Below are 26327 nucleotides of genomic sequence, written 5' to 3'. Positions count from 1 at the left end.
GGATGTAATTGAATCTCAGTTTTAGAAGAAATCATATTTTGAACTCCAGAACTCAAGTGAGTTGCTACATAGCAGAAGTTACGAATTATTAATTATTCGTTGAGAGTTATGAGTTATTGGAGTTAGATCGGGCTTAAGTTCAAAATCTTACCGCGATCGCCTGGTTCTATCAGCAACAATTGTTACTATTTTAAAAAAATCCCGACTACCTACTTTTTCGGTTTACCCTATTTACATACACCTCCCTTTGTTAACATTTCAATATTGAAGCCCTAATCTCACACAGGCTGACGCAGTGCATTGAAAATTGCGTCAGCTTTTGGGGGAACAGCTGTAAACCGAAGCAGAAAAAGATGCTCATCAACATGAGATTGTTGGATCACCTTGGCATAGATGTGTTCTTCTTCTGTAGGCATTTCTGCTTCGATCAATAACTTGAGTTTGAGATTACTCAAGAGTTCTAAAGAATGTGGCGATCGCAGCTGCGCCCCTTTTTCTGAGAGGCTAATAAATTCTCCCATAAATACTGTTCCCACTGCATGTTTTCCCTGCAAAACAGTATATTTTACAGGTACTTCTTGAGTGAGAATGATCATTTTCTCATCATATTTAGGCAAGAATAAATTATATTTACCGCCAATGCCACGAATTTCACAAATTGTCACAGGGTGTTTTATTCCCTTGGGTTCTATTTGTAATTGTCCAGCAATTTGGAGGTCAACATTGGCATCTTTCCAGGTATTTTCGGAAATTAAAATCTGTCCCCCCACTGTATAAGACTCAATTCGAGCAGCCAAATTAACATGGCTGCCAATAACTGTATATTGAGCGCGTTTTTGAGAACCAATATTTCCCGCCACAGCCTCGCCTGTATTAATCCCAATTCCCATTTCGAGGATTGGGAAATTCATTTGTCGATTTTGTTCATTTACTTGCTGCATTGCCAATTGCATGGCAATAGCACAGGCGATGGCTCGTTCAGAATCATCTTTGCGACTAATTGGCGCACCAAAGATTACAAAAATCCCATCACCCATAAACTCATTAATCGTGCCTTTATACTGGTTAATCACATCTGTCATTGTTCCCAGATAAAGATTCAAAATCTTTACTACTTCTTCAGGGGGCAATTGTTCGGAAATAGCCGAAAATCCTCTTAAATCAGACACGAGAACCGTAACTTTTCGGCGTTCTCCTCCCAGCTTTAACCCAGAAGGAGTTTCTAGGATATTGGCGACGATTTCATCAGTTAGATAGCGGCCGAGGGTTTTTCGCATCTCGGTAGCGCTTTGAGCAATATACTGAGTGAGTGCGAAAGCAGAACCGACAAATGCCAGCAATGAAGGTACAACGGGAATCCACCAACCAGCAACAAACGCCAGAAAACTACCACCAATTAAACCGCTACCTGCCAACAAAACACTAACAGCCATGAGGGTTTTCTGGTGGCTACTGTGGCGTTGCAGCCAACACAAGCTAGCACCAATAATTGACCAGAGCAAAATCAATAGCCATTCTAGCGGGTCAGGTAAACACTTGATTAGCGGACGACCTTCCATTGCCGCACTTAAAATTTGACTAATCAAATTAGCATGAATTGTCACACCCGCCATCCGTTCCGGGTCAGTCAAGACATTACTGCTGTAGGGCGTATAGAATAAATCCTTCAAACTTTCAGCGGTAGCACCAATTAATACCACCTTGTCTCGCATTAAATCTTGTGGGATGAAGTTCTCTTGCACTTGAGTTAGAGAGACTTTAGTAAACTGCTGTATGCGTCCTCGGTAGTTCAACAGCACTTGATAACTCCCCGCATCTGCTCGGACATAACCCCCATCATTAGCTTCAAAAATCGGGAAAACACCCTGATTTAACTGCAAGTAATTAGAGTTAGTTGCTGATGGCTTCGCAGTAATACCTTCAGGTTTCAAGTACAACAATGCCAGCTTTAACCCAAAGCTTTCGAGAATCTCATCATTATTTAAATTTACGTACAATAATGCTCGCCGAATTTTGCCATCTCCATCTATGGGTATGTCATTCGACCCAACTTGATGAAGTTGCTTCAGTTCTGGAGATGAATCAACCGCCGAACTATCAATAGTATCAGAGACTTTTTGTACTCCAATCAAATTAGGAGTAGACTTAAACACCTTAAGTAAGTCTTGATGACCGGGATTGACGGGTAAATCACGATAAATATCTAAACCAATTGCTCTGGGTTGCTGCTGTTTGATTTTCTCTAACAAACTGGCAAGTTTTGCATCAGACATCGGCCACTGTCCCTGCTTGCGGACATCTGCTTCATTAATCTCAACTATGACGATGCGGGTATCAGCCGACTCTCCTGGACGGAGGAGAAATAATTGATCCAGTGCTGCCAATTCCAACAATTGCAGTAATCCAGTCAAGCGTAGTGCAATCACCAAGGCTGTAATATTGGGAACAGCAAGTAAAACACCCCGCCATTGCCAGATTTGCGGTTTCAGCTTTGCCCACATAATATTTAGTGCTGAGTGCTGTTAGCGGATAGCTAGGGTTTAGCCCGTGCTGAGTTAGGAGTTTTCCCAATACCCTTTTTTAATTTTGTGGTGAATTCTTAGATGTGCAACAATCGATCAATGGTTCGGAAGCGATCGCACTTAAACCAACTGACTTGAAAAATTGTCTCCAATCTAGCCTCGCTTTGAAATTATTCGGCTCAGTCCGGCGTAGCTGCACCAAACTAGTCAGCGCTTCATGCCAAATCCCGGCTTCTGCATAGATAGCGGGCAATTTGTACAAATTTGCCTTTGCTAAGGCTTCCGACAATGGCGATCGTGGTTGAGTGCGTTCCACCCAACCATCTACAGTGGGATTATCACTAGAGTCTTGAGTATCACAAACAATTGTTAGATACCAGTGATAAGTTTTACCTACAGAGAGTGCAGGGGCACTGTCAGGAAGTTTAAAGCTAATAATTCCCGGTTTATTTGGAAGTATAAAAGATGTTTCATAAAATACGTTCTGGTCTTCAGTCAGAAGCAGAAACTTAGCTGTTTTGAGTTGAGATGGAGGTACATACCAGAAAAATGTTGGATGTTGAGCAAATGTCAGCCCTAATTTATCTGGAGGTATTAGGGGAATTATCAATTGTTTCTTTGTTAGGCAAGAGCTACCACGGGTAGAACCACCAGCACTTGCGGGAGGTTTTCCCCGCTGTGGTGGCTTAAATGTTTGACTAATTTGCCAAGTTTTATTGGGATGGTACGACTGAGCCTGTACCTGTGCTGTTAAAGCGGAAAGCAAATACAAAGGTAAAGAAAAGGCTACAAAATATAGAGATGGTTTAATCCATTTCATATTGATAATGCCTAAGTTCTAGATTAGTCAGGTGAATAAATTAAGTATTCCCAAAAGCAGAGTCAGATTTTCCACTCAACTACAGAACTATTTATTGGGCATTGGGGCAGAGGGGCAGAGCGGAAAAACTTACTGCAACTGCTCCCCTGCTTCTTCTCCACTCCCGACTCAAATATATGGTGAAATATCTTCACCACATTTATCTGCTAAATAGGAGAGGGCGCGGAAACGTAAGCCCACGAGTTGCTCATATAACGGGTTAATTTTACACATCGGTGGGATATGCACAATCTTGCGTCCAAATAGGGTGACATCCCGTTCAAAGGGACACTGGGAGGGAATCATTTTACACAAAAAGCGGGCTACTCTTGGGTCTTGGATATCTAGCCCATCGAGCCAGTCACGCAGGGGGTGTAGTGCATTAATTTGACGCTTTGTCAGCCCAGTGCTAGCGATAGTGGGGGTAATTTGCAGTGGGTGTTCCAGGGTGTGGCGAAGGGCTTCCAGTAACTTCTCTGGCTGTTCCAAGGCTTGGCAGAACTGTTGCAGAACTTGATCTTCGCTGGGAGAATAAGTACCATCTGCGATCGCTACCATTATCGCTGTCCTTAAGAAATTTTCGGCGGCGGGTGTAGCTTTACCCAACACTGCGGCTAATTCCTCTGGCGTAATTACCTCTAGTGAGTCGAATTTAATCTTAGGAGCTAATTCATCTTTGGTGATACTGGCAATTAATTCCTGTTCTTGGTCATCAAAATTACCATCTGCCCAAGCAATGGTGAGCAGTCCACGCAACCAAGCGGCAATCTGTTCGCTGCTGTAGGGGGATTGAACTGTACTTGTCATAAACTCACGTCTCAAGCTTTCCTCAGTCACTACTACGCTACCCTACCCAGTGACTATGAAGATAGTAAAAGCAGCAGAGAAAAATAAATTAGAGAAGTTTTCAAATCGTAACAGTCGGTCTTAAGGTAAAATCCATTTGTACCGTTATTGATAATTTTTCTACTTAAAGTGAATTTGATTGGGCTATCTCAAATATTCATCAGATTAAAGACTGGAATTCACGCTACGAAGTCATCGAACAAAGTCTGTAAGTATGGAAACCTGCCAGCTAAATATCGCCAACGTTTTTCTCTAATGAATCGTTTAATGATGTTATTTCCTATTCTGTGGGATTCATATAGCGTTTCCTAATCATATAAGGTACATTATAGTCCCCTCATCGCTTGCTCTTAGGGGGTTGGGGGTGGGGTTCTTGTATCTCACTCAAGCGAGAACCGCTATATCGCTTGGCATTAGTTAGATTAGGTTAACTCTAAGCAATTAAGGTACACATAATGTTTTTTTTTGGCATTGAGCATGAAGTCGCTTTCTTGAACAAAGAAGGAAAATTTGCTGATTTCTCTCACACAACATTTGCTGATTTAAATCAAATTATTCAAAGGCTACCCACATACCCCAGCGACTATCCTCAACTACGGGTCGGCGATGCGGGTATTAAGATGAAGAGATGGTACATTGAAGGATTTGAAAGATTTGCAGATTCCGATGAGGTGATCGACTGTCATGTTAAAGGTATTGAAATTAGAACAACTATACATTCTAATATTCAAGGCGCTATTACTGAATTATCAGAAAGTTTTGACTTGCTACGTGAGGTTGCTGCTAACTTTGGGTTATCACCAGTTTTGGTTAGTTTCAATCCTTACAATCCCGCTTTTGAGCCTCAACCCCCATTAAACAATTATGAAATCAAACAGCTAGAGGCTTATCCTGACGAACAAACTGCTAATATTCACATGGTGTCTTATGGGCCAGATTTAAATATTTCAATGGCAGATTTGTCTCCTGAAGATGTGATTGATATTGGCAGAAAGTTAACTTATTATAGTCCCTATATCGTTCCTTTTAGTTATAGTTCCCCTTTTTATAATGGAGGTTTATGGGATGGGTTATCGGTACGAACATTTATCAGAACTGGAAAAAGACCAGCTACTCTGGTTTTTGTTCAGAAAGAGGAGCAATTGATTAATAGCATACCTTCCTTAACAAAAATCGCCCGCATTCCGGCTGAAGTGGGACGCATCGAATTTAAGGCTTGCGATAGTTGTGATGATTTTTTAATCTATGCGGCTTTACTGATATTATTGAAAGGTTTGGTGTTAGATGAAACCTTGCTAGGTAGAGCAACTGTACCCGATGCAGCGTTACACCAACTTTCTGCAAAAGAAGCGTTTGAAAACGAGGATATTTTTGGGAATGCGACAAAAGTCTTGCAAGCAGCCGAAGTTGCTTTAGGAAATGACCCAGATATTCATTATTTAACGCCGTTAAAAGTGATGCTGGCGAAGCGAAAAATCAGATCCCATGAATTAATAGAAATGTTCCATCGCGTAAGTTCAATAGAAGAGGTAATAAGGCAGACTTATCAAGTTTAAAGAAAAGATTTATTTTTTCCCCTTTATTAAAGAGGGGAATGTTTATATAAATTTATACTTTACAAATGTCCTTTAAGGTGCATAGTCCTGAAAGTCCTTTGATTGGATAAAGTCGAGCTAACACGGTGTACACACAAGTGCTATCCAGATATGTTTCAACTCTTTTCGCCCCCTAAATACCCAAATATTGGGGACTAGAAACTCCACTTCTGGCCATAATTTGAGAGCTAGAGCGACAAAACCAATTATTAGGTGGAATTTTGAGACTTGTGTGTACACCGTAGAAAGCATCGGGGTGGGGTGCAATGACTGTAGTCAGCATAACTAATTATCCGAACTTGATATAACCTGCCAAAACTAGATTAAGTCGATATACCTAGAGACTGATTTTCTTGCAACCAAAGATGCAGGAAATTTCATTCTAGAGATTGATGCAGACATTAGCATTTTCAAAGTAAAAGTATAAATATGGAACCTGGGAACGAAAAATTTCAAGATAAAATCTAATGATTTTGCTAAAGAATTAAGGTGGTATTTGCTTATTATGCCTTACTAATTCGATGCAGAAATCCAAAGAGAATTTCTTCACCAGGTTTGTTTTTCAAGAACTTCTAGATTGAAGCGGAGCTTGGCAGTTTTATTATTGCTTAAATTTGCTAAGTAAAGGTATGTGCTTCGCTTTTTCAGTGAAAGTTCTGCGTTGTTAAAGCTGTTATCGAGGATTTCAAATGAAAATTATTGCTTCTGTTTTATCTATTTTCCGTCCAGTACGTTTTCTAGTAGTAGCTTTTACTTGTGCCCTAGTCTTATTCTCTAATGCTTTTCCTGCTTTTGCAATCGATAGCTACCAAAGTAAGCCTACCGAAGGTACAACACAACTGCTTGATATTCAGGCTAAAACTGACAAAGCCGCTAAAGAACCACCAGCGGGACTAGAAAAGGTTCAAGAAGAGTCCAATAAAGGACTCAATGAAGTTCAGGGAGCAGCTGATATTGACAAGCAAAAGAGTCCTGAAAATTCACAGGGTGCAACCTCAGTGGAAGAAAAGGCAAAGAGTTTGTTGGAAAAAATTACAGGTAAATAACAGAGTTAATACCTTGGTAGTTTTTCGTTAGTAATGGGTGATTGCTTTTACGCAATCACCCATTACTACTTAGTAGTGTTAAGCTGGCAACTTCAACCTCGCCCCTTGCTAAGGGCAGTGTCTGCGCCAGCAAATACGGGCTAGTGACCACTGTATTGCATCCAAGTGAGAACCGCTATAAAACTGGGATTGCAGATGTCTTAATTAACTATTATATTAATATTTCTATTTTTTTAGCTGATAAAAAACAAGGAAATATAGCTAATTGATAAATTATCTATCGACTGAATAGTACTACCTATTAAGACATAGGTATAACTATGTAATGTGATAATTAATCTCAACTCATAATGTTTCCTTTGGTTGATGTGGATGATGTGGAAAATTTGGCAAATTAATAAATAAGTTTGCTTAGGGATGGAAAATAATGCGTGCGATAAACATTGGTTTGACAGACGAACAGCGTCAAGGTGTAATTAATCTGTTGAATCAAGATTTGGCAGATGCCTATTTACTGTTGGTAAAAACCAAAAAGTACCACTGGGATGTGGTTGGCCCTCAGTTCCGCTCTTTGCATCAGCTTTGGGAAGAACACTACCAAAAGCTGACTCTAAATATTGATGCTTTGGCAGAGCGGACTCGTGCTTTGGGCGGTTATCCAGTTGGTACATTGGAAGGATTTCTCAAGCTTGCTAGCCTCAAGGAACATGCTGGTAATGTGCCCACAGCAACAGGGATGGTAGCTAATCTAGTGGACGATCACGAGCAGGTTATTCGTAATTTGAGAGACCATGTAGATCAGTCTGGTGAAAAGTTCCACGATCAGGGAACTGCTGACTTTTTAACTGGACTGCTGGAACAGCATGAAGAGATAGCTTGGATGCTCCGTTCATTTATTGAAGGGGAAGCACTAGACTCAGATGGTAGACAGCCAGCAGAAGGGGCTAAGACTCCCGTAGGTGTATAGCTGATAATGTCTTAGTTGAGGATGGCTGAGTGTGCAACTAGTTGAGTGAGGAATGAATCCTCCCTCAACTGATGTGAAAGAATCAATCTGCCTGTATCTACCCATTCACCATATTCATTGCAAAAACGGCGTTGCTGAATTAGATGTATGAATCTTGGTGTAGAGACGTTGAATTGCAACGTCTCTACACAGGTTTTGAAATCACGCAAAATCATTTTCATACCTGAATTCAGCAACGCCGCCAAAACAAAATAATACCAGGAGTATTTAAGTGCCAGAAGTATATAAAGCAGAACGTACTATATCTGCTGTATTCAAAGATCAGAAGCAGATTGATGATGTGATTCGACGTTTACTAGACAGGGGTGTGCCTAGAGATCATATTTCGGTTATGGGCAGAAACTTCCAGTCGGAAACGAGAATAGCTGGCTTTATTAGTAAAAAAGATGTGATTCTGGGAGGTTTGCGAACAGGGGCAGTTTTTGGTTCTTTGTTTGGTTCCTTTCTCAGCTTGCTTACGGGTGTAGGCGTATTATTTATTCCTTTTGTCGGCCCAATCGTGGCAGCAGGGCCTATTGGTGCAGTGCTGTTGGGGGCTGCTAGTGGAGCGATCGCAGGTAGTGCAGGTGCCGGTCTAGTATCGGTTCTAACTACTTTGGGGATGCCAGAAGATAAAGCGGCTATCTACCAAACTCGCTTACAAGCTGGCGAATTTTTCGTGATGGCAGAAGTTCCGAGCGATCGCACTGGCGAATTTCAATTGCTGCTCGAAAGTGCTGGTGCCGAAGAAATTCACACGATTGAGAAAACTCTGGCTCGTTCTTGTTCTGGACAGTGCAATAGTCCAGAAGATTTGTCTCCTGAAGTTCGCGCTCATCTTTCTGATCAAGCTCAGAGGACATTCATTGAGCGCTATAATAATGTACTCAATGAGAGAAGTGACGAGTTTACGGCTGAACAAGCCGCTTGGGAGACTGTTCACCAGCAATATGATGAAGATGAAAATGGTGTCTGGTCTAAAGCTAAGGTCAAAGCTTAAACTACTTTGCGAGACTTAATATTAGGAATTTATAACAAATAAATTATCCAATCTTGTGAGGTGGGTCGAAAAGCCCACCTTTAGTTATAGGTAAGCGTTTCGTCTACCCGACAAGATATAAATATATTGACAATTCTTTGGTAAGATTTATTACTTTTTATACATAATTAGACGGATGAGGGTAGGCGATCGCACGTAGATCGAAGTTGTCTAGCTTTCAGCCAAGGAAAGCATAACTTCCGATACATTACCGCAAATGCGCTGATATTTGAATTTCCCCTCTTCATAAATTCCGCAAAAACACCGTTACGCTATTTGTGCTTGTGATCAAAACTTAGAGCATCCAGTTTATTAGGGCGTATTTATGACCAACCCTGTAAAGACGGTTATCCAAGTCAATCTGGAGATGGCTCTAGAAGTAGCTCAAGAATTGGAGCAAGCTCCATACACTCAACTCAGTACTTATTGTTTGGAGATTTTACGGGAAATAGGATGTCCTGGTACTGAACTGCCACTTAACTTACAAACTCGCGATCAGCAGCTAAACTTTATCACAGGCTTTGCATCTTATGCTTTTGGGGAGGTACAAAGTGTATAAAACATTAATTGATGATATATTTTCTGATTCAGAAGGGGCAGAAGAAACTACTTTTGCTGCCACAGATGAAGATTTATTAATCTTAACAGAAAAATTTTTAGGGTTTGAAATTCCCTCAAAGGTTTTCTTGCAAGCTATAGCCATTGCTGATTACGACGGTGCAGCGGCTTTTCGCTACGTTGATAATTATTTGATTACTCTCAAGAATAAGAATAAGCGTAAGCATAAGAAATTACTTGTGTTAGGTTATTCGACTAGGTTTGACAATAATTGACGTGCCCATTCACAAGCTAACTAAAAACAAATCCGATTTAGATAAGATAATTTGCACAACCGGTGTAGAGGCGTTGCATTGCTACGTCTCTACACATATTTTTCCCACACCAACAATAAAGAACAATAAGAATTTATCTAGAGTTAGTAGTGGGATCTTTGTTAGACTAAGCATTTTTATGTGTACGCTAATTACGAATTAGTATTACTCTCTCCCAAGACAAACTTGTTCATAGCTTTTACCAGCTATATCCCAAGTGAATTCTGTTTCTACCAATTGTCTGCCGTTGTGAGACAATTCTGAACGCAGATGTGGACGATCAAATAGTTGACTAATAGCGGTGACGTACTCTGCTGGTTTATTTGCTCGTAATGCCCGTAATGGTTGACTAGCAACATCTACAGCTAATCCTTCTAAGCCGCGATCGCTCGCGACTAAAGGTATACCAGCTGCCATTGCTTCTAAAGTTTTATTTTTAATACCAAACCCAGTCCGCATCGGGACAACGCAGATGGTGGCTTGATGTAAATATTCTGCCATCGAAGGTACACGCCCAAGCACATTAATTCCTGGTTTTTTATCAAGTGCTAAAACTTCTGCCACCGGATGAGAACCGACAATATCGAAAGTTGTATCGGGATACAATTTTTGGATTTCTGGCAAAACTTCGTTGCTGAAAAAGCAGACAGCATCAATGTTTGCTAAATTATCCATTGCACCAATAAAAATTAGGCGATGTCCTCCTGGATCGATGGTACGGTTAGGGAAAGAAACTAAATCTACGCCATTGGGAATAACTGTAATTTCACTATTGGGGTTAAATTCTTCTAGTTGAATTTTATCTTCTTCTGTTGTCGCGACAATTGCCGAAAATTTAGCACAGTAGTTTTGCTCATAACGACGCAAAAGTGGTAGATTAATTTTGTCTCTGAGTGAATTTTCCGAAATACCCGTTGCTAGTTGGTTCTGACAGGTAGCGTAAACAGAACTATGAACATTAACGATGGTTTTTAGCTGTTTCTGAAAATGCGATTGTATATAAATTTCATTGACACTATGTTCGCAGGTAATTACATCACATTTCCCTGCTTCCACCCAGTTATCAACCCATGTTTGCATCTCAACTGAGTAGCGGTTAAGTACGCTTGGCGGCGTTCCCTGCTGCAAAAATCTCCCAAATCGCTGTATTTTCTTCAATATTCCGGTGGTTCGAGAATCTGGCGGGCGTTCAAAAATAGCTAGATGATCTACACAATCGCGTAATCCTGCTACTTCTGCGTCTGTAACATCACCCTCGCGTTGAGTAGCGAGGGTGACAGTATGACGTTGACTCAAGTACTTGAGTAAATTAAATGTTCTAACTTGGGTTCCCCCGCGTGTTGGTGGGTAGGGAAAGGTGGAAGATAGCATTAAAATGTTCATACAAGCGATCGCTTTGCAACTAAAGTGTTTTTACGTTCATTTTCAAAAGTTTTTGATTTAGCCAAAATATGAGGGTGCAGCCAAAGTCAATTCTAAAGGGTGCGATCGCATCGGAATTTTAATCATAAACTCTGTTCCCTGACCAGGTGCTGAAAGGCACGTTATGTGACCACCATGTTTGGAGACAACAATTTCCTGGCTAATTGACAAGCCTAAACCTGTGCCTCTACCTACGGGTTTTGTCGTAAAGAAGGGGTCAAATAAGCGATCGCGTATTTCCTCTTTCATACCGGGGCCAGTATCCCTAATCCTAATAGTCACAAACTCATTGTCAGTTACTTCAGTACAAATCCAAATTGTACTGCGGCAAAAGTAAATTTCCTGGGGCGATCGCTCTTTATCGTACTCCTCCAAAGCATCAATTGCATTCGCCAGTAGATTCATAAACACTTGGTTCAGTTGTCCTGCATAACACTCCACAAGCGGTAGGTCGCCATAGTCTTTAACGAGTTGAATACCTAGTTCGTTAGAACTGGCTTTAAAGCGATTGTGCAAAATCAGCAGCGTGCTATCTAGCCCAGCGTGAATATCCACCGGCTTCATTTGAGCTTCATCCACGCGAGAAAAAATCCGTAACGACTGAATAATCTCGCGGATGCGGTCAGCCCCAACCTTCATCGAACTCAGCAATTTAGGTAGGTCTTCACTCAGAAATTCTAAATCTATCGCCTCAGTCAGCTTCTGAATTTCAGGTAGCGGTGAGGGAGTGTACTTAGCATAGAGGTTCAAGAGGTCGAGCAAGCCTTGGCTATATTGATAGGCGTGAGTCAAATTCCCATAAATGAAGTTGACGGGATTGTTAATTTCATGGGCGACACCCGCCACCAATTGTCCCAGACTAGACATTTTCTCACTATGAACCAGTTGGCTTTGAGTTTCTTGAAGTTGGCGAAAGGCAAGTTCTAGCCGATTGGCTTGTTCTCGATAGCGTGCTTCTGATTCCTGCAATGCTTGTTCTGTACAAATGCGCTCTTGAATTTCCTGTTGCAGCAGCTGATTAGATTGCTCAAGTGCAGATGTCCTTTCTTTCACCCGTTCTTCTAACTCAGATGTCAGCTTTAAAAGGGCGTTCTCTGCCTTAGTCCGCTCTTGAATCTCCTGTTCCAGATGCACATTTTGCTCTTGCAGTTTCTTAGTCAGATTTCGGATGCTTAAATGGATTTTGACACGGGCTAAAACCTCTTCATGCTGAAGCGGCTTAGTGATGTAATCCACCGCCCCAAGATTCAACCCTCTGACTTTATCCACCGTCTCAGAAAGCGCCGTCATAAAGATTACGGGGATGTCTTTAGTTGATTCTTGAGCTTTCAAATGCTGGCAAGTTTCAAACCCGTCCATACCAGGCATGAGTACATCTAACAAAATTAGATCGGGGAGAGCATATTCGACCTGTTCAATTGCATCCTCGCCATCCTGTGCTACCAACACTTGGAAGCCAGAATCAACCAAAAAATCAAATAACACTCCTAAATTTGTCGGGTTATCATCAACGATTAAGATAATGCTATTTTCAATGTTGGAAATACTCATTAATTCACCCCTACCTTTTTTAAAATTTCACGAATTTTTTTAACTTGAAACCCTTTAGCTAATTGACGCAACTCTAAAGAAAAAGGTGCATATTTAACATCCAATTCTTCCAAGTGAGTAACTTGCTCCACAATACCTTTGAGATCGCCTTTCATTGCTAAATTCAACAGAATCGCAATTTCGTCTGCCGAGGGAGCTACCAATGATTGCTGAGAATTTTCTTCTTGATTACCTTTACCTACTTGAATTTCCCCATCTTCATAAATCCATTCCAGTTCTAAGTGATACCGTAACTTTTCTAAAAGCTCTGTTATTCGGATGGGCTTAGGTAGAAAGTCATTGCAACCCGCCTCTTTACTTTTGTTGAGATCAAAATCAAAAACGCTGGCAGAAGTGCCAATCACAATCACATTCTTTAGTTCAGGCGATCGCCTAATGCGACGGGTAGTTTCAAAGCCATTCATTTGAGGCATCAACAAATCCATTAAGATACAATCTGGATTCGATTTAGATGCTTTATTGAGACAATCTTGACCATCTATTGCTTCCACAATTTCAAATCCTAAAGGCGATAGCATCTTGACCAAAATTGCCCGATTTTCTGGTCTGTCATCTGCTACGATAACTTTCCGCTTGCCGCCTTTAAAACCTTGAATATTTCGTTGCTCTTTTTTGACAACATCAGCGTATTGATAAACTTCAGGCAAATCTAAATCAAAGAAGAAAACGCTCCCTTTTCCTAAATTACTCTTCACCTCGATTTCGCCACCCATCATCTGAACTAATTGGCGGGTAATTGCCAGTCCTAATCCTGTTCCTTCTGCTTTGCGATTGTGATCTCCTACCTGCTGGAACGGCAAAAATATCTCTTCTAATTGCTCTGGTGCCATGCCAATTCCTGTATCTTCCACCTGAAACCGAATTTTACCTTCTTGATAGCCAACTTTGAAAGCTACGCCTCCAGTTTCGGTAAACTTAACGGCATTACCTAGTAAGTTAATCAAAGCTTGCCGCAACCGTTTTTCATCAGCCTTGACACCTATAGGAAGTTGAGTAATCTGTTCAAAAATTAAGCAAATACCTTTTTGTTCGGCGCGGATACGGCAGATTTCGGCAATGCCTTCGAGAAATTCTGGAAAATGAAAATCCGTTAGGTGGAGTTCCATTTTTCTCGCTTCAATTTTAGAGAGGTCTAAAATGTCATTGATCAGGTTTAAAAGATGGTCGCCACACTGATGAATAATATTCACACCATCTTTTTGTGAGTTAGTTAAACTTTTGTCTCGCTTGAGGATTTGGGCGTAACCCAAAATGCCATTAAGTGGTGTTCTTAGTTCATGGCTCATGTTGGCCAGAAAATCACTTTTAGCACGGTTAGCTGATTGTGCAATTTCTTCTGCTTTTTGCAGATGCACATTTTTTTCTTGTAACTCTAAAGTTCGCCCTTGTACTTTGGCTTCTAAGTTAGTGTTGGCTAATTTTAAGTCTTTATAAAGACGAGCATTTTCAATGGAAATTGCCGCTTGAGAAGATAACAGTTGTAATACTTCTAAGCGATCTGATGTAAATGCGCCAATAGTGAGATTATTTTCTAAATAAAGAATGCCAGTAAGTTTTCCTTGATGGATGAGCGGTGTACATAAAACCGATTTGGGTTGATGGGTAGCGATGTATGTATCTGTGGTAAATGTTCCTTCACAAGTTGCATTGCTGAGGACAACATTTTCTTTAGTTCGGGCTACATAGTTAATCAGTGAAATTGGTAGCTGCTGACTGGTTGATACTAGAATTCCTTGTAGCACAGTTACATCGTTTTTGTCTACTGCTCCTGATGCTTCTATTAGTAAGTCTCCTGATTTTTCTAAAATTAGGTAGCCTATTTGAGCGCCAGCATTCTCTAGCACAATTGTCATTAATTTAGTGAGCAACTTGCTAAAAACTATTTCTCCAGAAAGGGCTTGAGATGCTTTCATAACTGTGGCTAAATCCAGCGAGTCTGATGCATTGTCACCCGTAGAGCTAATTATCCTAGTCACGTTCGTATTGACGGTTTCTCGCTTTGATATCCGAAATAGTTGAGGATATCTTTTTTCCAAGTCTTTGACTTTTGCCTTCGCTCCCCAACAACCATATCCATAGTAGGCATCGTTGAGATAGGTATTAGCAACTTTCTCTCTGCCACACGCAAAATAGAACTCTGCTGCTAGTTCCGAGGCTAGGGCTTCTTCCTGAATATATCCATGTTCTCTGGCTCCAGTTATTGCTCGATCATAAAACGCGATCGCTTTGGCATCTTGTTGCAATAATCGTGCCTTTTGTGCTTCCACGAGATCGTATTTATGCTGATAGTTTGCAGGAGAATGCAACGCCCATTGCTTCATTTTTTTCTGCTGCGCTACCACTTGACTGAAATATTGTTGGCGCTCGCTTTTTGATGCACTGGGATACAAAGCTAGGAGAGTCAGAGAGGAGTAGAACTTATGTTCGGCTCTGTACATCAACCCTCGTCCACCTTGTTCGTATTTTTCTGCCAGCAAGGCATACTCAGCGGCGCGATCGTAATTTTTAAATAAATAACCTAGAATCAGTTTAGAAACATAGATAGGATAAATAGCCATATAATTATTGCTATTTATCAGAATTGGCAACATTTTATTTTCATCAAAACTTTCGCCAATTAATCGATATGGTTCAGCCGTTTTTTTAACTAAATTCAAACCAGTTTGTCGGACTATATTAGCATAAATAATTTGAAATTCTTGTTTGGTTCTTTGCATCAAAGCGATATAGTGCGCCTGTTTCTGGATAACTATTTCCAGATTTTCACCGATAAAAAACAAATGCGTACAATAAAAACAAGCCGAATAAGAAGCATATTCTAAATCTCCTGTTTCTAGCCCTCTTTGGACACCCTCAATTAACGGCTCTATAGTATTAATAGCTGGTTCTTTCCAATGCCTGATAAAATAATTAAATGTTTCATAGATTTTCGCCGTCATTTCCTTAGCATTGAATTGATTTAACAGCTTTAAGCCTAACTGACCGAATTGATAACCAGAATCCATGTCTTCAAAAGCGCCACATAGCAACATTCCATAAAGTACATACGTATAAGCTGACAAAGGAGAGTTTCCATCTTTGAGACAGAGATTGGTCATTTTAAAAACGACCTGGGGATAAAGTTCGGGAGCTGCAATATAAACCGGAGGAATCAGATTTATCAAAACTCGCAGTGCAGCTAATTTATAAACATCAGTCATTTCTGGCAATTCTATTAAATCCTCAATTCGTTTTCCTCCTAAATTCAATCTAGTCAGTCTCATCGGGGGTTTTTCTGATAAAGGCAACCCTAGCATTTTCAGCACTTGCAATCCAGTATTTAACGCAGCTTGCATTTCGTTTTTAGCAATATAAAACTGCATTTTTGTCTCGTACACCTGGACTCGATCGAGTAGGGTTTTTGCTTGTGACAAAACTACATCAGAAAGCATTTCTGCTCGCTCGAAATTAGTGTTGAGGAATTCTACTGCTGCTGTTTCTACATGGAGGTTGAGTGTCATGTCATACTGACACTGCCAACTATCTGCCGCAAGAAGTTCCAAACCTACGTTTAAATATTTAACAGATGATTCATACGCTGTTGCTGCTTTTGCTTTCTGTCCAGCGATGAGATTGAGTTGAGCCAGTCTATCTTTTTGAGGCTGCTGAGTGATAAATTCAGCACCAATATTCAATTGGTTAACAATCTCAAAGATGTTTTCTTCAATGTCCGTTTTTGAGGTATGTATTAGTAACAATTCACCGATTGTTAGGTGAGTCTGTTTTTTCTGGTCATCTGGAATGAGAGAATAAGATGCTTGCTGCACCCGGTCATGTAAGAACTTATAGGTGATGGGTGATTGGGGCTGGTTAATGGGCGATCGCCTGTTCTCAGCCTCCATTTGTTCTGAGTCAAAAACAAGCGGTGTTTTGTAGGAATTATTGAGGGGTAGAACCAAACCTGATTGCAGAGCTTCCCACAAATCGGCTGCTGTTTCTGACTGAGATGTTTTATTAATAATCGCCAACATATCTAAAGTAAATTTGTCTCCAATGCAAGCGGCAAACTTTAACACATTCTGGGTTTTTTCAGATAGCTTTTGAATTTGACTGACCATCAATTCAACGACGTTATCAGTTATATTAACTCCTTGAAGAAACTCAATATTCCATTGCCAAAAACCACGCTGAAAGTCAAATGATAACAAGTTATCCTGATAAAGGGATTTGAGTAACTGAGTTAAGAAAAAGGGGTTGCCTTGGGTTTTTGTAAAAACTAACTCAGCTAGCGGCTTTACCTTTAAAACTTCACTACGAAGAGTATCGGCTACTAACTGGTTGACGTGAGCGATATCTAAAAGCTGGAGGATAATGTTATTTACGATCGCACCAGTCTTTTGAATCTCCTCCAAGGTCTGAATCAAGGGATGAGTGGCACTTACTTCGTTATCTCGATATGCACCAATTAGCAATAGATATTGGCTATCTGGATCGGTGATAATTAACTGGATAAGCTTGAGGGAAGCTGAATCTGCCCACTGTAAATCATCCAGAAACAAAACTAGCGGGTGTTCGGGTTGACTAAATACATGAATGAATTGTTGAAACACCCGATTAAATCGGTTTTGTGATTCTGATGATCCTAATTGAGGAACTGCTAGCTGCGGGCCAATAATCCGTTCTAATTCGGGAATAACATCTATAATCACTTGAGCATTGGAGCCAAGGGCATCTATTAGTTTTGATTTCCAAACGGCGATTTGGTCATCGGTTTCTGTTAGCAATTGCCGCATCAAATCTTGAAATGCTTGAATTAGGGAAGCAAAAGGAATATTCCGCTTGAACTGGTCAAATTTACCGGAGATAAAATAACCCCGTTGGCGCACAATCGGTTTGTGAACTTCGGAAACTAAGCACGATTTCCCGATGCCTGAGTAACCAGAAACTAGCATCATTTCCGTAGTCCCAGAACTGACGCGATCGAATGCTTCTAACAAAGTAGCAACTTCTATTTCCCGTCCGTAGAGTTTTTGCGGGATGGAAAATTGGCTGTATGAATCTAGTTGACCGACAATAAAGTGGGAAATCTCTCCATGCGTCTGCAACTGAGTCAGACAGGTTTCTAAATCGGCTTTTAGTCCTAGAGAGCTTTGATATCTATCTTCAGCAGTTTTAGCTAACAATTTCATTACAATGTCAGAAACCGCTGAAGGAATTTTGGGATTGAACTCGTGAGGCGTTATTGGTGTTTTTGCAATATGGCAATGAACAAATTCTAGAGGGTCAGCGGCATTAAAGGGCAGCGAACCTGTCAGCATTTCATAAAAGGTAACACCTAAAGAATAGAAGTCGGTACGGTAATCAATTGACCGATTCATTCGTCCGGTTTGCTCCGGTGACATATAGGCGAGAGTGCCTTCTAATAAATTGGGATTGCTGATACTTTGATTTTCTTTTTCTAAACGCGATGCAATACTGAAGTCGATAATTTTAACTTGCCCGGTTTTTGGGTTAATAACGATATTGTCGGGTTTAATATCTTTATGAATAATCTTGGCTTGATGCAGTTGAGTGAGAGTGGATGCTAGCTGAATGGCTATTGTGAGAAATTCGGTTAATGACAATTGGCGATCGCTAATATACTTTTTCAGAGATTCTGCACCAAAGTCTGCCAAAATTAGGGCTAGACCGTTATGATGATTTTCTAAAGCTAGAGACTTGACAATTCCTTCTATATCTACTAAGGTCTGTGAGATTTTATATTCATGTCTGAGTCGGGTTAGTTCTTCGAGGCTGGGATACTCGGCTTTCAGGGCTTTAACGATCGCAAGGCTTTGATCCAACTGCTTGGAAGCGCGATAAATAACGGTATTCACACCTTCATGCAGAGCTTCAATAAAGTTGTAACCGGGAAGGACAGGTATCATTTTTCTAGGACTGAGTAGTACGATGAACTGGGTATGAGGCTAATGAACGTTATCCACAACTGTCAAACAAAAGGACAATCAGGTGCTTTCTTTAGCATTCCCAGCCAGCCCAAAATTTCTCTAAGGCTAAATAAAGCTCAACATTTGGAAATATATGCTTGGGTTAAGGGTTATTGGTGTAGATAATTGGTCTTTCAAGACGCGATAAATCGCGTCTCTACATCTGGGTTTTGTTGCTCATTCTGAACTGTATTGGTCTTAAACCCTTTTATTCAGACGCTCTCTGCTTTTTCGGTCAGAATATCCAACTGACTCCTGACTTCTGAATTCTGTATTAGACCTCTTGCACAAATGCAAAATTCGCCCTCATCCCCCAACCCCTTCTCCCAATTTTGGGAGAAGGGGAGCCAATTTCAAAGTCCCTCTCCCAAGCTTGGGAGAGGGATTTAGGGTGAGGGCAAGGGATTCATACAAGAATTCTGTATTGATCACGATCTCATATTTTTAATGACTAAAGATCAAAGCAGAATCAAACCCAGTCGCACACCCACAGCAACAGCCTCGGTGCGACTGGAGACACTGAGCTTTTGAAAAATGGATGAGAGATGAAATTTGACGGTATGCTCAGAAATATGCAAGCGTTTGGCCATCGCTTTATTTCCCAACCCTGACCCCAGCATTCCTAAAACCTCTATCTCTCGTGGTGTCAAGCTTTGTACGGGATTCGTTACCACTTTTTCGCGGATAGATAGTAATTCTACAGCATCCGGGTGCAGCACCAGCAAACCAAAAGCGATCGCCTCCACAGCCGCGACAATTTCTGACTCTGTACTAGTACTGGGCAATATCCCCCGGATACCAGAACGTAACGCTGCCTCTAAGTCGATGCTGTCGAGTTCTTCAACAATCACGATTATTCCTAATGGGTATTGCTGTTCTTGAATAACCAGCAATTTTTCCCACACCGCTTGTTGAAAATTACCGCTCAAATCTACCAGCACCACATCCGGCTGTAATTGCCCAACTTCACTCGCCAATACATCCAAATCGGATGCACTCCCCACAACCGTCAGCCGAGGATTGGTAGTCACCACAGTTGATAACCCTGCCCGCACCACAGGGGAAGTAGCAACTACCATCACCCGGATCATGTCGCCTCCACAGCAGTTTGATCGGGCTGCACGGCAACATAAATCACGAATTGCTGTCTACCGCGTAGGAGTTGTAGCGGCACAGATCCTTTACTGTTAGGACTTACGCATAAGAGATCCCCCAACCCCCTTAAAAAGGGGGCTTTTGAGATCCCCCCCTTTTTAAGGGGGGTTAGGGGGGATCGAGGTTTCAGGTTTTGAGTGCCTAATTCCTGACTGTCATGGAGATATTTGGTTAAGTCATTCATGCTAGTGAATAATCGCCCCGAAACTCCAATTAAAACATCGCCGATTTGCACACCAGCAGTTTCCGCTGCACTGTCAGGTAAAATTGACAGCACCAATAAACCCAATCTACGCCGATCTAAAAGCACAGGTTGCAGCGTGACTCCCAACTGCGGACGACTATTTCTCTGTACAAAACGCTCAACGGTGCTGCTGGGAACTGCCACAGCCAAACCATTAACAATCATCGTATTAATTCCCACGACAAGGCCTTGACAATCGGCAAGCGGCCCCCCAGAATTACCAGGATACAGCTGCAAATCGGCCATAACTGCTCGCTGATTATTTGCATGGATAATTCCAGTTGTCACAGCACCACTTTCAGCAAAGGGATTACCCACCGCCAAGACTAATTCACCCACTCGTAGCGCTTCCGAATTGCCGATGGTTGCAGCAGTTAAATCACTGGCGACAATTTTCAGGGCGGCTAAATCCTGCTGTGGATCAAATTGGGTACGCACCGCATCAAATACTCTTCCATCTGCCAATTCCACAGTTGCGCGATTGCTGGTTGCGACATGGGCATTAGTGATAATTAGTCCGTCAGGTTGCCAAATTACACCAGAACCAATTCCCAAAGAGCCGCTTTTCACTTTGACAGTGCGTAGGCGTAGTTTAGCAGCGACTTCTGTCAATTCAGCAGCGATGTTTGTTAATGTTGTGTTTGCCATGTTATACAATTTTTAAGCATGTCAAAATAGAATCAGTGAAACGTTCGAGGAAAAAGGTCGAAGTTTCGTGTTCAGAAGCGCAACGTTCGAGGAAAAAGGTCGAAGTTTCGTGTTCAGAAGCGCAACGTTCGAGCAACAAGGTCGAAGTTTCGTGTTCAGAAGCGCAACGTTCGAGCAAAAAGGTGGAAGTTTCGTGTTCAGAAGCGCAACGTTCGAGCAACAAGGTGGAAGTTTCGTGTTCAAAGCTTGAACGTTCGAGCAAAAAAGTCGAAATTCCGTGTTCAGAGGTTAAAGTTCCGAGTTCAGAAGCTCGAATGAATAGAAAATTTAGATAAATCTTGACAGAGCTAGTTAAACCCATCCCAAATTGACATTATTCCTCCTTAGTAGGTCGTTCGCCAACTGCGATCGCTAACTCAATTAACACTCCACCCCGGACAATTTGTACATTGACAGCTTTACCAATGCGATCGCTATCATTGAGTAGCGCCAACACATCACCTGTATCACCCACAGTTACGCCATCGAACGTTACCAAAACATCGCCAAGCAGCACACCTGCATTCTCAGCCGGCCCAGAAGGCTCAACATTGACAACAATTACCCCCGTTGCCGAACTTAAATTCAGAGCAGTTTTCAGGTTTTTTGGTAAGCGTACAGGTTGCATTCCCACACCCAAGTAGCCCTTAGAAATGCGTCCTTTTGCGATTAATTGGTCAACCACGCGATCGACTGTAGCAGTGGGGATAGTCAAAGCAGTACCACGCCGCCCCGATGTATTCATACCTACCACAAAACCAGCAGCATCTACGAGCGGCCCACCCGCAAAGCCAGAGTAAAGGGTGATGTCTGGGCGGATGAATTGGTCAATATTTCCGCCATTCATACTCCGCCAAGCACCGCTAACTACGCTGACTGCACCCATCGCCGCCCTTAAGTCACCTTCGCTACCTCTTGCCAGTCCTAGTACCAGATGACCAACTTTCAGCGTTTTGGCATCGCCAACTTTTGCCACAGGTATTTCTACATTTTCTAGTTTAAAAACAGCTATATCGGTGCTAGAATCATGACCAACGAGTGTTACTGGTGCAGTACTACCATTCGATAAGGTAATGGTGATATCGTCATAGCGCTGAAGGCACTCATCAGAAGTAACAATGATGCCATTACGCCAGTGAATGCCGCTTGGGGAAACACGTGTACCCCCATTTACCGCAACCACAGCACTTCCAGCTTCTTCTACGGTATCAGCTAAACTGTTGGACAAAGCCAGTAATGAAGACATAAGATTTTTGTGCAAACGTTCTTAGATATTCATATCGTGCCGTTTTCTCAACACAGATGGCATCGGAAAAATGGGGAGTAATTCATCCTAGAAAAATGGCTAGGATTTACATCAGCATTTTGGTGTTACTGAATCAAGATATAGCAGATTGCAACTTCTCTACGAGAGGCTACGCCAAGGTGAGGTACAGAGAATCGTAGGGGCACAACATGTTGCATTAGTGTCAACTTAACGTGAAAACTAGCCTAGTACAAGCTTTTAGATATTATCTCGTTCCCAGTCTCCGACTGGGAATGTCGTCCTAGAGGCTCCGCCTCTCTTGCTGGCGGCAGAGCCGCTAGGAGCAGCATTTCCAGTCTCCGGCTGGAAACGAGGTTTTAAAGGAGTTTCAGCTTAAGTTGACACCAATGAACATGTTGTGCCCCTACCTGTGTACTTCATTTACCTGAAATACGCTGTATGAATAATTTTGTGTAATTGTGTGTATCCAAATGAGAGATGTTAGCGTACCTGAAAACCGCTATACATTTAGCAACGCCCATTCTAAGGTGGAATAGCAATCAAATGGGAGATAAACAAATGCCCACCCAATCCAGAAAAATCAACCGGCTTACTCCATCTAGAGAATTACCTCTCTATGGCAAGAGAATTTTAGTAACAGCACCGAGAAATTATGCTTATAGGTTATCTGAACAAATCATCAAAAAAGGTGGTTTACCTGTTCTCATGCCTACTATCGAAACTTGTTATTTATCAAACTACACTAAGTTAGATACTGCTCTAAACAACATAGGTAAATTTGATTGGATCATCTTCACCAGTAGAAATGGCATCACTGCATTTTTTCACCGGATGAATGATTTAGATATTCCTGTATCTGTGGTACAAAAATGTCACTTATGTGCTTTAGGAAAAGATGCAGAACACTTATTGTCTTTTTGTAGCCAGGTGGATTTAATCCCAACAGAATCTAGTCCAGCCGGAATTGTGACTGAATTAGGGAAACTTCCGCAAATTCACGACAAAAAAGTGCTGATACCTGCTCCAGAAGTTGTTGGTTTGCCTGAGCCTGATGTTGTACCCAATTTAATTGAGGATTTGCAGAAATTGGGTATGGAAGTAACTCGCGTACCCATATATATTACGCAGGGTTTAGACAAAACTATCTACGGTATGGAATTAAACCTGATGCGTCAAGGAATTATTGATGTAATTGCCTTTAGTAGCACGGCGGAAGTAGAAAGCTTTTTGACAATGGTTAACTCGCAAAGCGATTATGAACGTTGTATTATTGGATGTTTTGGCCCTTATACAACTGCTAATGCCCAAAAGTTGGGAATGAATGTCTCTATCGTGTCTAGGGATTATAGTTCATTTGAGGGATTTGCTGAAGCGATCGCAGCATTTTTTACTCTTACTTCCAGTTCACATTCAGCGCTTCAGGATATAGAGTAATCAACCAGATTTCACTCTAGACTAGCTGCACATAAACCCGTAGTATCGGAAATGGAGTTTATATTGAGTTAGGAATTTTTACATGGCAACTTACAAAGTTACATTACGTACCCCAGACGGTGAACAAATAATTGATGTCCCTGATGATGAGTACATCCTAGAGATTGCTAACGAAGAATATCATCTGGACTTGCCCTATTCCTGTAACGCTGGTTCTTGCTCTACCTGCACCGGGAAGCTGATTTCAGGTAAAATTGACCAATCGGATCAGAACTACTTAGACAACGATCAAATGGACGCGGGATGGGTTCTCACCTGCGTCGCCAGGCCCCTTTCTGATTGCGTTATCGAAACCCATCAAGAGGAAGCGCTTAACGCTTAAGAGCGGGTGAGGGTTGAGGGCGTTGGTGTAAACTTCAGCCCAAACCCTCTTCAAATCTCGTTTCTCTGGCTGAAAATGCTGCTCATTAGGCTGCTGCCGCCAGCCAGGGAGGCGGCAGCAGCCCCTATTGTATATGTCACCCTAAGCAAAATGTGAAAATTAAGCTGCGATCGCAAATGGGTTTAGATGTGCAGCAACTTTTTGGTAATTTGCATTGTCTGAAAGATTAACCAAAACTTACAACCGCTCTAAGTCTGGATAAAAAAGGGGAAAGATAAGGGGACAGATGAGTTTGTTGTCGGTGCAGAATTATGGAATATCAGCCCTCACCCCAACCCTCTCCCCTTGGGAGAGGGAGTCAAGGAGAAGAGGAAGAAGAGAATAAATATCAACAAGATAAATCTTGTTCCCCTCTCCCAGAGGGAGAGGGGGTAGGGGTGAGGGCGGAAATTGCTAAATTAGCTGGTAGTAATCGGCGAATTCCCAAATTATTATTAGAACGCGCCCGTAAGTTAAGAAAAAAACAAACACCAGCAGAAGAAATATTATGGGAATGTTTAAGAAATAGACGTTTGTTAAATACAAAATTTCGCAGACAACATAATATTGGTAAATATATCACTGATTTTTATTGTCACGAAAAATTACTAATTATTGAATTAGATGGTAGTATTCATGCAAATCAGCAGGCTCAAGATTTTATCAGAGAAAACTGGTTAAAATCTAATCATTTTACTGTGATTCGCTTTAGTAATGAGCAAATATTTAATAATATCGAGTTAGTTTTACATACAATTGCTCAAGCCCTCATCCCCTAACCCCTTCTCCCTTGGGGACAAGGGGAAGTAAAATTTTAAGGAGAATTGAATTTATGGCAACAACAGCTTTAATTGTCGGTGCAGGTAGTGGACTGAGCGCTTCTTTAGCTCGCCTATTTGCCAAAGAGGGATTCACCGTAGCTTTAGCGGCTCGCCAAATTGAAAAAATCACTCAATTGAGCAGTGAAATTGGAGCAGTTAGTTTCGCTGCTGATGCCTCAAAGCCAGATGAAGTAGAACAGTTATTTATTGATATCGATCATCAAGTCGGTTCTCCGAATATTGTCATTTACAATCCCAGTTTCCGGGTGCGGGGGCCTCTTGTTGATCTAGACCCTGCTGAAGTGGCAAAAACCCTAGATGTCACTGCTTATGGTGGCTTTCTTGTAGCCCAAGCTGCTACCAAAAGGTTTTTGCAGCAAGGTGGCGGTGCAATATTTTTTACTGGAGCCTCAGCCAGTGTTAAGGGTTATGCTCTGTCTGCTCCCTTTGCAATGGGTAAATTTGCACTACGCGGTTTGGCTCAGAGTATTGCTAGAGAATTAGCACCAAAGAATATCCATGTGGCGCATTTTGTGATTGATGGTGCAATCCGCTCCGCAGGCCGCCAAGATCCACTAGATAATCCTGATAGTACTCTTGACCCGGATGCGATCGCTCAAACTTATCTCAGCATTCTCCGCCAACCCCGCAGTGCTTGGACTTATGAAGTAGAACTACGTCCGTGGGTAGAGAACTTCTAGCCTAGACAATTGTTACAAAAATAGTTTTGCAGGTATGAAAATTGATTTTGGTGCAACTGCTACTGATTATGCAAAATACCGCGCTGGCTTTCCCAGTTCATTATTTAACAAACTGTCTGAATATGGTATAGGTTTACCAGGGCAGAATATTGTTGACCTCGGCACAGGAACAGGAACACTAGCGCGGGGGTTTGCCGATAGAGGTGCTTATGTAATTGCCATAGACCCATCAGCCTCACTTTTAGAACAAGCCAGACTGTTAAGCGAATCTGTCCAAATTAAAGTAGATTATCGAGTCGCAACTGCCGAGAATACCGAGTTACCAGACGCCAGTGCGGATGTGGTGACAGCAGGACAAGCTTGGCATTGGTTTGACCGTCCGCGTGCCGTCCAGGAAATTACTCGTATATTGAGAGGGAATGGCTCGATCGCGATCGCACATTTTGATTGGATACCCTTAAAAGGTAATGTCGTTGAAGCAACAGAACAACTGATCAAGGCTCATAATCCCGCGTGGACACTGGACGGTGGCAATGGATTGTATCCCTTGTGGTTACAAGATATTGGCGAAGGAGGATTCCGAGAAATCCGCACATTTTCTTACGATGTATTTGTCTGTTATACACACGAAGATTGGCGGGGACGAATTCGTGCTAGTGCTGGCGTGGGAGCCAGCTTGACACCAGAAAAGGTAGAAGTATTTGACCAGGAATTGGCGACATTACTCGCAGCCAAATATCCGACGCCAATTCTTCAAGTTCACCATCGAGTTTGGGCTGCGATCGCAAAATCACCACTATCTAATTCGTAATT

Annotated in this window: 23 protein-coding genes; 11 read left to right on the top strand and 12 right to left on the bottom strand. The window is 41.7% G+C overall.

Annotation, left to right across the window (positions count from 1 at the left end; translation table 11 throughout):
* Positions 1-278: 278 nt before the first annotated feature.
* The 3 genes from V7K62_RS04450 to V7K62_RS04440 all read right to left on the bottom strand — a co-directional run bounded on the left by V7K62_RS04450 (position 279) and on the right by V7K62_RS04440 (position 4188).
* Positions 279-2501: a CHASE2 domain-containing protein gene (locus tag V7K62_RS04450; RefSeq protein ID WP_334862093.1), complete on the bottom strand. Its 2223-nt coding sequence runs from the start codon at positions 2499-2501 to the stop codon at positions 279-281.
* A 79-nt stretch (positions 2502-2580) separates the two neighbouring features.
* Complete coding sequence (locus tag V7K62_RS04445; protein WP_334862091.1) at positions 2581-3342, bottom strand: DUF928 domain-containing protein; 762 nt, start codon at positions 3340-3342, stop codon at positions 2581-2583.
* A gap of 168 nt (positions 3343-3510) precedes the next feature.
* A complete protein-coding gene (locus V7K62_RS04440) occupies positions 3511-4188 on the bottom strand; it encodes a Mo-dependent nitrogenase C-terminal domain-containing protein (protein WP_334862089.1) in 678 nt (225 codons plus the stop codon).
* 494 nt (positions 4189-4682) lie between these two features.
* Between V7K62_RS04440 and V7K62_RS04435 the strand changes: the two genes are divergently transcribed.
* Positions 4683-5783 carry a glutamate--cysteine ligase gene (locus tag V7K62_RS04435; RefSeq protein ID WP_334862087.1) on the top strand — a complete coding sequence of 367 codons (1101 nt, stop codon included), beginning with the start codon at positions 4683-4685 and terminating at the stop codon, positions 5781-5783.
* 172 nt (positions 5784-5955) lie between these two features.
* Here V7K62_RS04435 and V7K62_RS04430 read toward each other — a convergent pair whose 3' ends face one another.
* On the bottom strand, positions 5956-6105 hold the full coding sequence (locus tag V7K62_RS04430; RefSeq protein ID WP_334862085.1) for a hypothetical protein: 150 nt from the start codon (positions 6103-6105) through the stop codon (positions 5956-5958).
* Positions 6106-6511: 406 nt separating this feature from the next.
* Here V7K62_RS04430 and V7K62_RS04425 point away from each other — a divergent pair, with 406 nt between their 5' ends.
* Both V7K62_RS04425 and V7K62_RS04420 read left to right on the top strand, forming a co-directional pair.
* Positions 6512-6868, top strand: coding sequence for a hypothetical protein (locus V7K62_RS04425; RefSeq protein WP_334862083.1), 357 nt, complete (start codon positions 6512-6514; stop codon positions 6866-6868).
* Between the two features lie 427 nt (positions 6869-7295).
* Complete coding sequence (locus tag V7K62_RS04420; protein WP_334862081.1) at positions 7296-7835, top strand: Dps family protein; 540 nt, start codon at positions 7296-7298, stop codon at positions 7833-7835.
* An 11-nt stretch (positions 7836-7846) separates the two neighbouring features.
* Here V7K62_RS04420 and V7K62_RS04415 read toward each other — a convergent pair whose 3' ends face one another.
* Complete coding sequence (locus V7K62_RS04415; RefSeq protein ID WP_334862079.1) at positions 7847-8056, bottom strand: hypothetical protein; 210 nt, start codon at positions 8054-8056, stop codon at positions 7847-7849.
* A 50-nt stretch (positions 8057-8106) separates the two neighbouring features.
* Between V7K62_RS04415 and V7K62_RS04410 the strand changes: the two genes are divergently transcribed.
* The 3 genes from V7K62_RS04410 (at position 8107) to V7K62_RS04400 (ending at position 9746) form a co-directional block, all read left to right on the top strand.
* Positions 8107-8874, top strand: coding sequence for a ChaB family protein (locus tag V7K62_RS04410; protein ID WP_334862077.1), 768 nt, complete (start codon positions 8107-8109; stop codon positions 8872-8874).
* A 364-nt stretch (positions 8875-9238) separates the two neighbouring features.
* Complete coding sequence (locus tag V7K62_RS04405) at positions 9239-9472, top strand: hypothetical protein (RefSeq protein ID WP_334862075.1); 234 nt, start codon at positions 9239-9241, stop codon at positions 9470-9472.
* The gene (locus V7K62_RS04400; protein WP_334862073.1) at positions 9465-9746 is read left to right on the top strand and encodes a hypothetical protein; all 282 of its coding nucleotides are present in this window, start codon (positions 9465-9467) and stop codon (positions 9744-9746) included. Before V7K62_RS04405 ends, V7K62_RS04400 begins: the two co-directional genes overlap by 8 nt.
* A gap of 204 nt (positions 9747-9950) precedes the next feature.
* Here V7K62_RS04400 and V7K62_RS04395 read toward each other — a convergent pair whose 3' ends face one another.
* From V7K62_RS04395 to V7K62_RS04365, 7 genes are all read right to left on the bottom strand, one after another.
* Entirely contained in the window at positions 9951-11168 is a 1218-nt protein-coding gene (locus tag V7K62_RS04395; protein WP_334862071.1) for a glycosyltransferase family 4 protein, read from the bottom strand.
* Positions 11169-11225: 57 nt separating this feature from the next.
* Positions 11226-12758, bottom strand: a complete 1533-nt coding sequence (locus tag V7K62_RS04390; RefSeq protein WP_334862069.1) for a hybrid sensor histidine kinase/response regulator — start codon at positions 12756-12758, stop codon at positions 11226-11228.
* Positions 12758-18724: a hybrid sensor histidine kinase/response regulator gene (locus V7K62_RS04385; protein WP_334862067.1), complete on the bottom strand. Its 5967-nt coding sequence runs from the start codon at positions 18722-18724 to the stop codon at positions 12758-12760. The genes V7K62_RS04390 and V7K62_RS04385 overlap by 1 nt, the downstream gene beginning before the upstream one ends.
* A gap of 518 nt (positions 18725-19242) precedes the next feature.
* Positions 19243-19875, bottom strand: a complete 633-nt coding sequence (locus tag V7K62_RS04380; RefSeq protein WP_334862065.1) for a response regulator transcription factor — start codon at positions 19873-19875, stop codon at positions 19243-19245.
* Positions 19872-20831 (bottom strand): S1C family serine protease, encoded by a 960-nt coding sequence (locus V7K62_RS04375; RefSeq protein ID WP_334862063.1) that lies wholly within the window; start codon positions 20829-20831, stop codon positions 19872-19874. Before V7K62_RS04375 ends, V7K62_RS04380 begins: the two co-directional genes overlap by 4 nt.
* Before the next feature lies 1 nt (position 20832).
* Positions 20833-21192 (bottom strand): hypothetical protein, encoded by a 360-nt coding sequence (locus tag V7K62_RS04370; RefSeq protein WP_334862061.1) that lies wholly within the window; start codon positions 21190-21192, stop codon positions 20833-20835.
* A 12-nt stretch (positions 21193-21204) separates the two neighbouring features.
* On the bottom strand, positions 21205-22116 hold the full coding sequence (locus tag V7K62_RS04365) for a S1C family serine protease (protein ID WP_334862059.1): 912 nt from the start codon (positions 22114-22116) through the stop codon (positions 21205-21207).
* A gap of 564 nt (positions 22117-22680) precedes the next feature.
* Between V7K62_RS04365 and V7K62_RS04360 the strand changes: the two genes are divergently transcribed.
* From V7K62_RS04360 to V7K62_RS04340, 5 genes are all read left to right on the top strand, one after another.
* Positions 22681-23571, top strand: a complete 891-nt coding sequence (locus V7K62_RS04360) for a uroporphyrinogen-III synthase (protein ID WP_334862057.1) — start codon at positions 22681-22683, stop codon at positions 23569-23571.
* A gap of 82 nt (positions 23572-23653) precedes the next feature.
* A complete protein-coding gene (locus V7K62_RS04355) occupies positions 23654-23953 on the top strand; it encodes a ferredoxin (RefSeq protein ID WP_334862056.1) in 300 nt (99 codons plus the stop codon).
* Positions 23954-24264: 311 nt separating this feature from the next.
* On the top strand, positions 24265-24771 hold the full coding sequence (locus V7K62_RS04350) for an endonuclease domain-containing protein (RefSeq protein ID WP_334862054.1): 507 nt from the start codon (positions 24265-24267) through the stop codon (positions 24769-24771).
* Positions 24772-24824: 53 nt separating this feature from the next.
* Positions 24825-25514, top strand: a complete 690-nt coding sequence (locus V7K62_RS04345; RefSeq protein WP_334862052.1) for an SDR family NAD(P)-dependent oxidoreductase — start codon at positions 24825-24827, stop codon at positions 25512-25514.
* 34 nt (positions 25515-25548) lie between these two features.
* Complete coding sequence (locus tag V7K62_RS04340) at positions 25549-26325, top strand: class I SAM-dependent methyltransferase (protein WP_334862050.1); 777 nt, start codon at positions 25549-25551, stop codon at positions 26323-26325.
* Positions 26326-26327: the final 2 nt, after the last annotated feature.

This window comes from Nostoc sp. (genome assembly GCF_036917935.1).
Classification (GTDB): Bacteria; Cyanobacteriota; Cyanobacteriia; order Cyanobacteriales; family Nostocaceae; genus Nostoc.
This window is presented reverse-complemented; position numbering and strand designations above follow the sequence as displayed.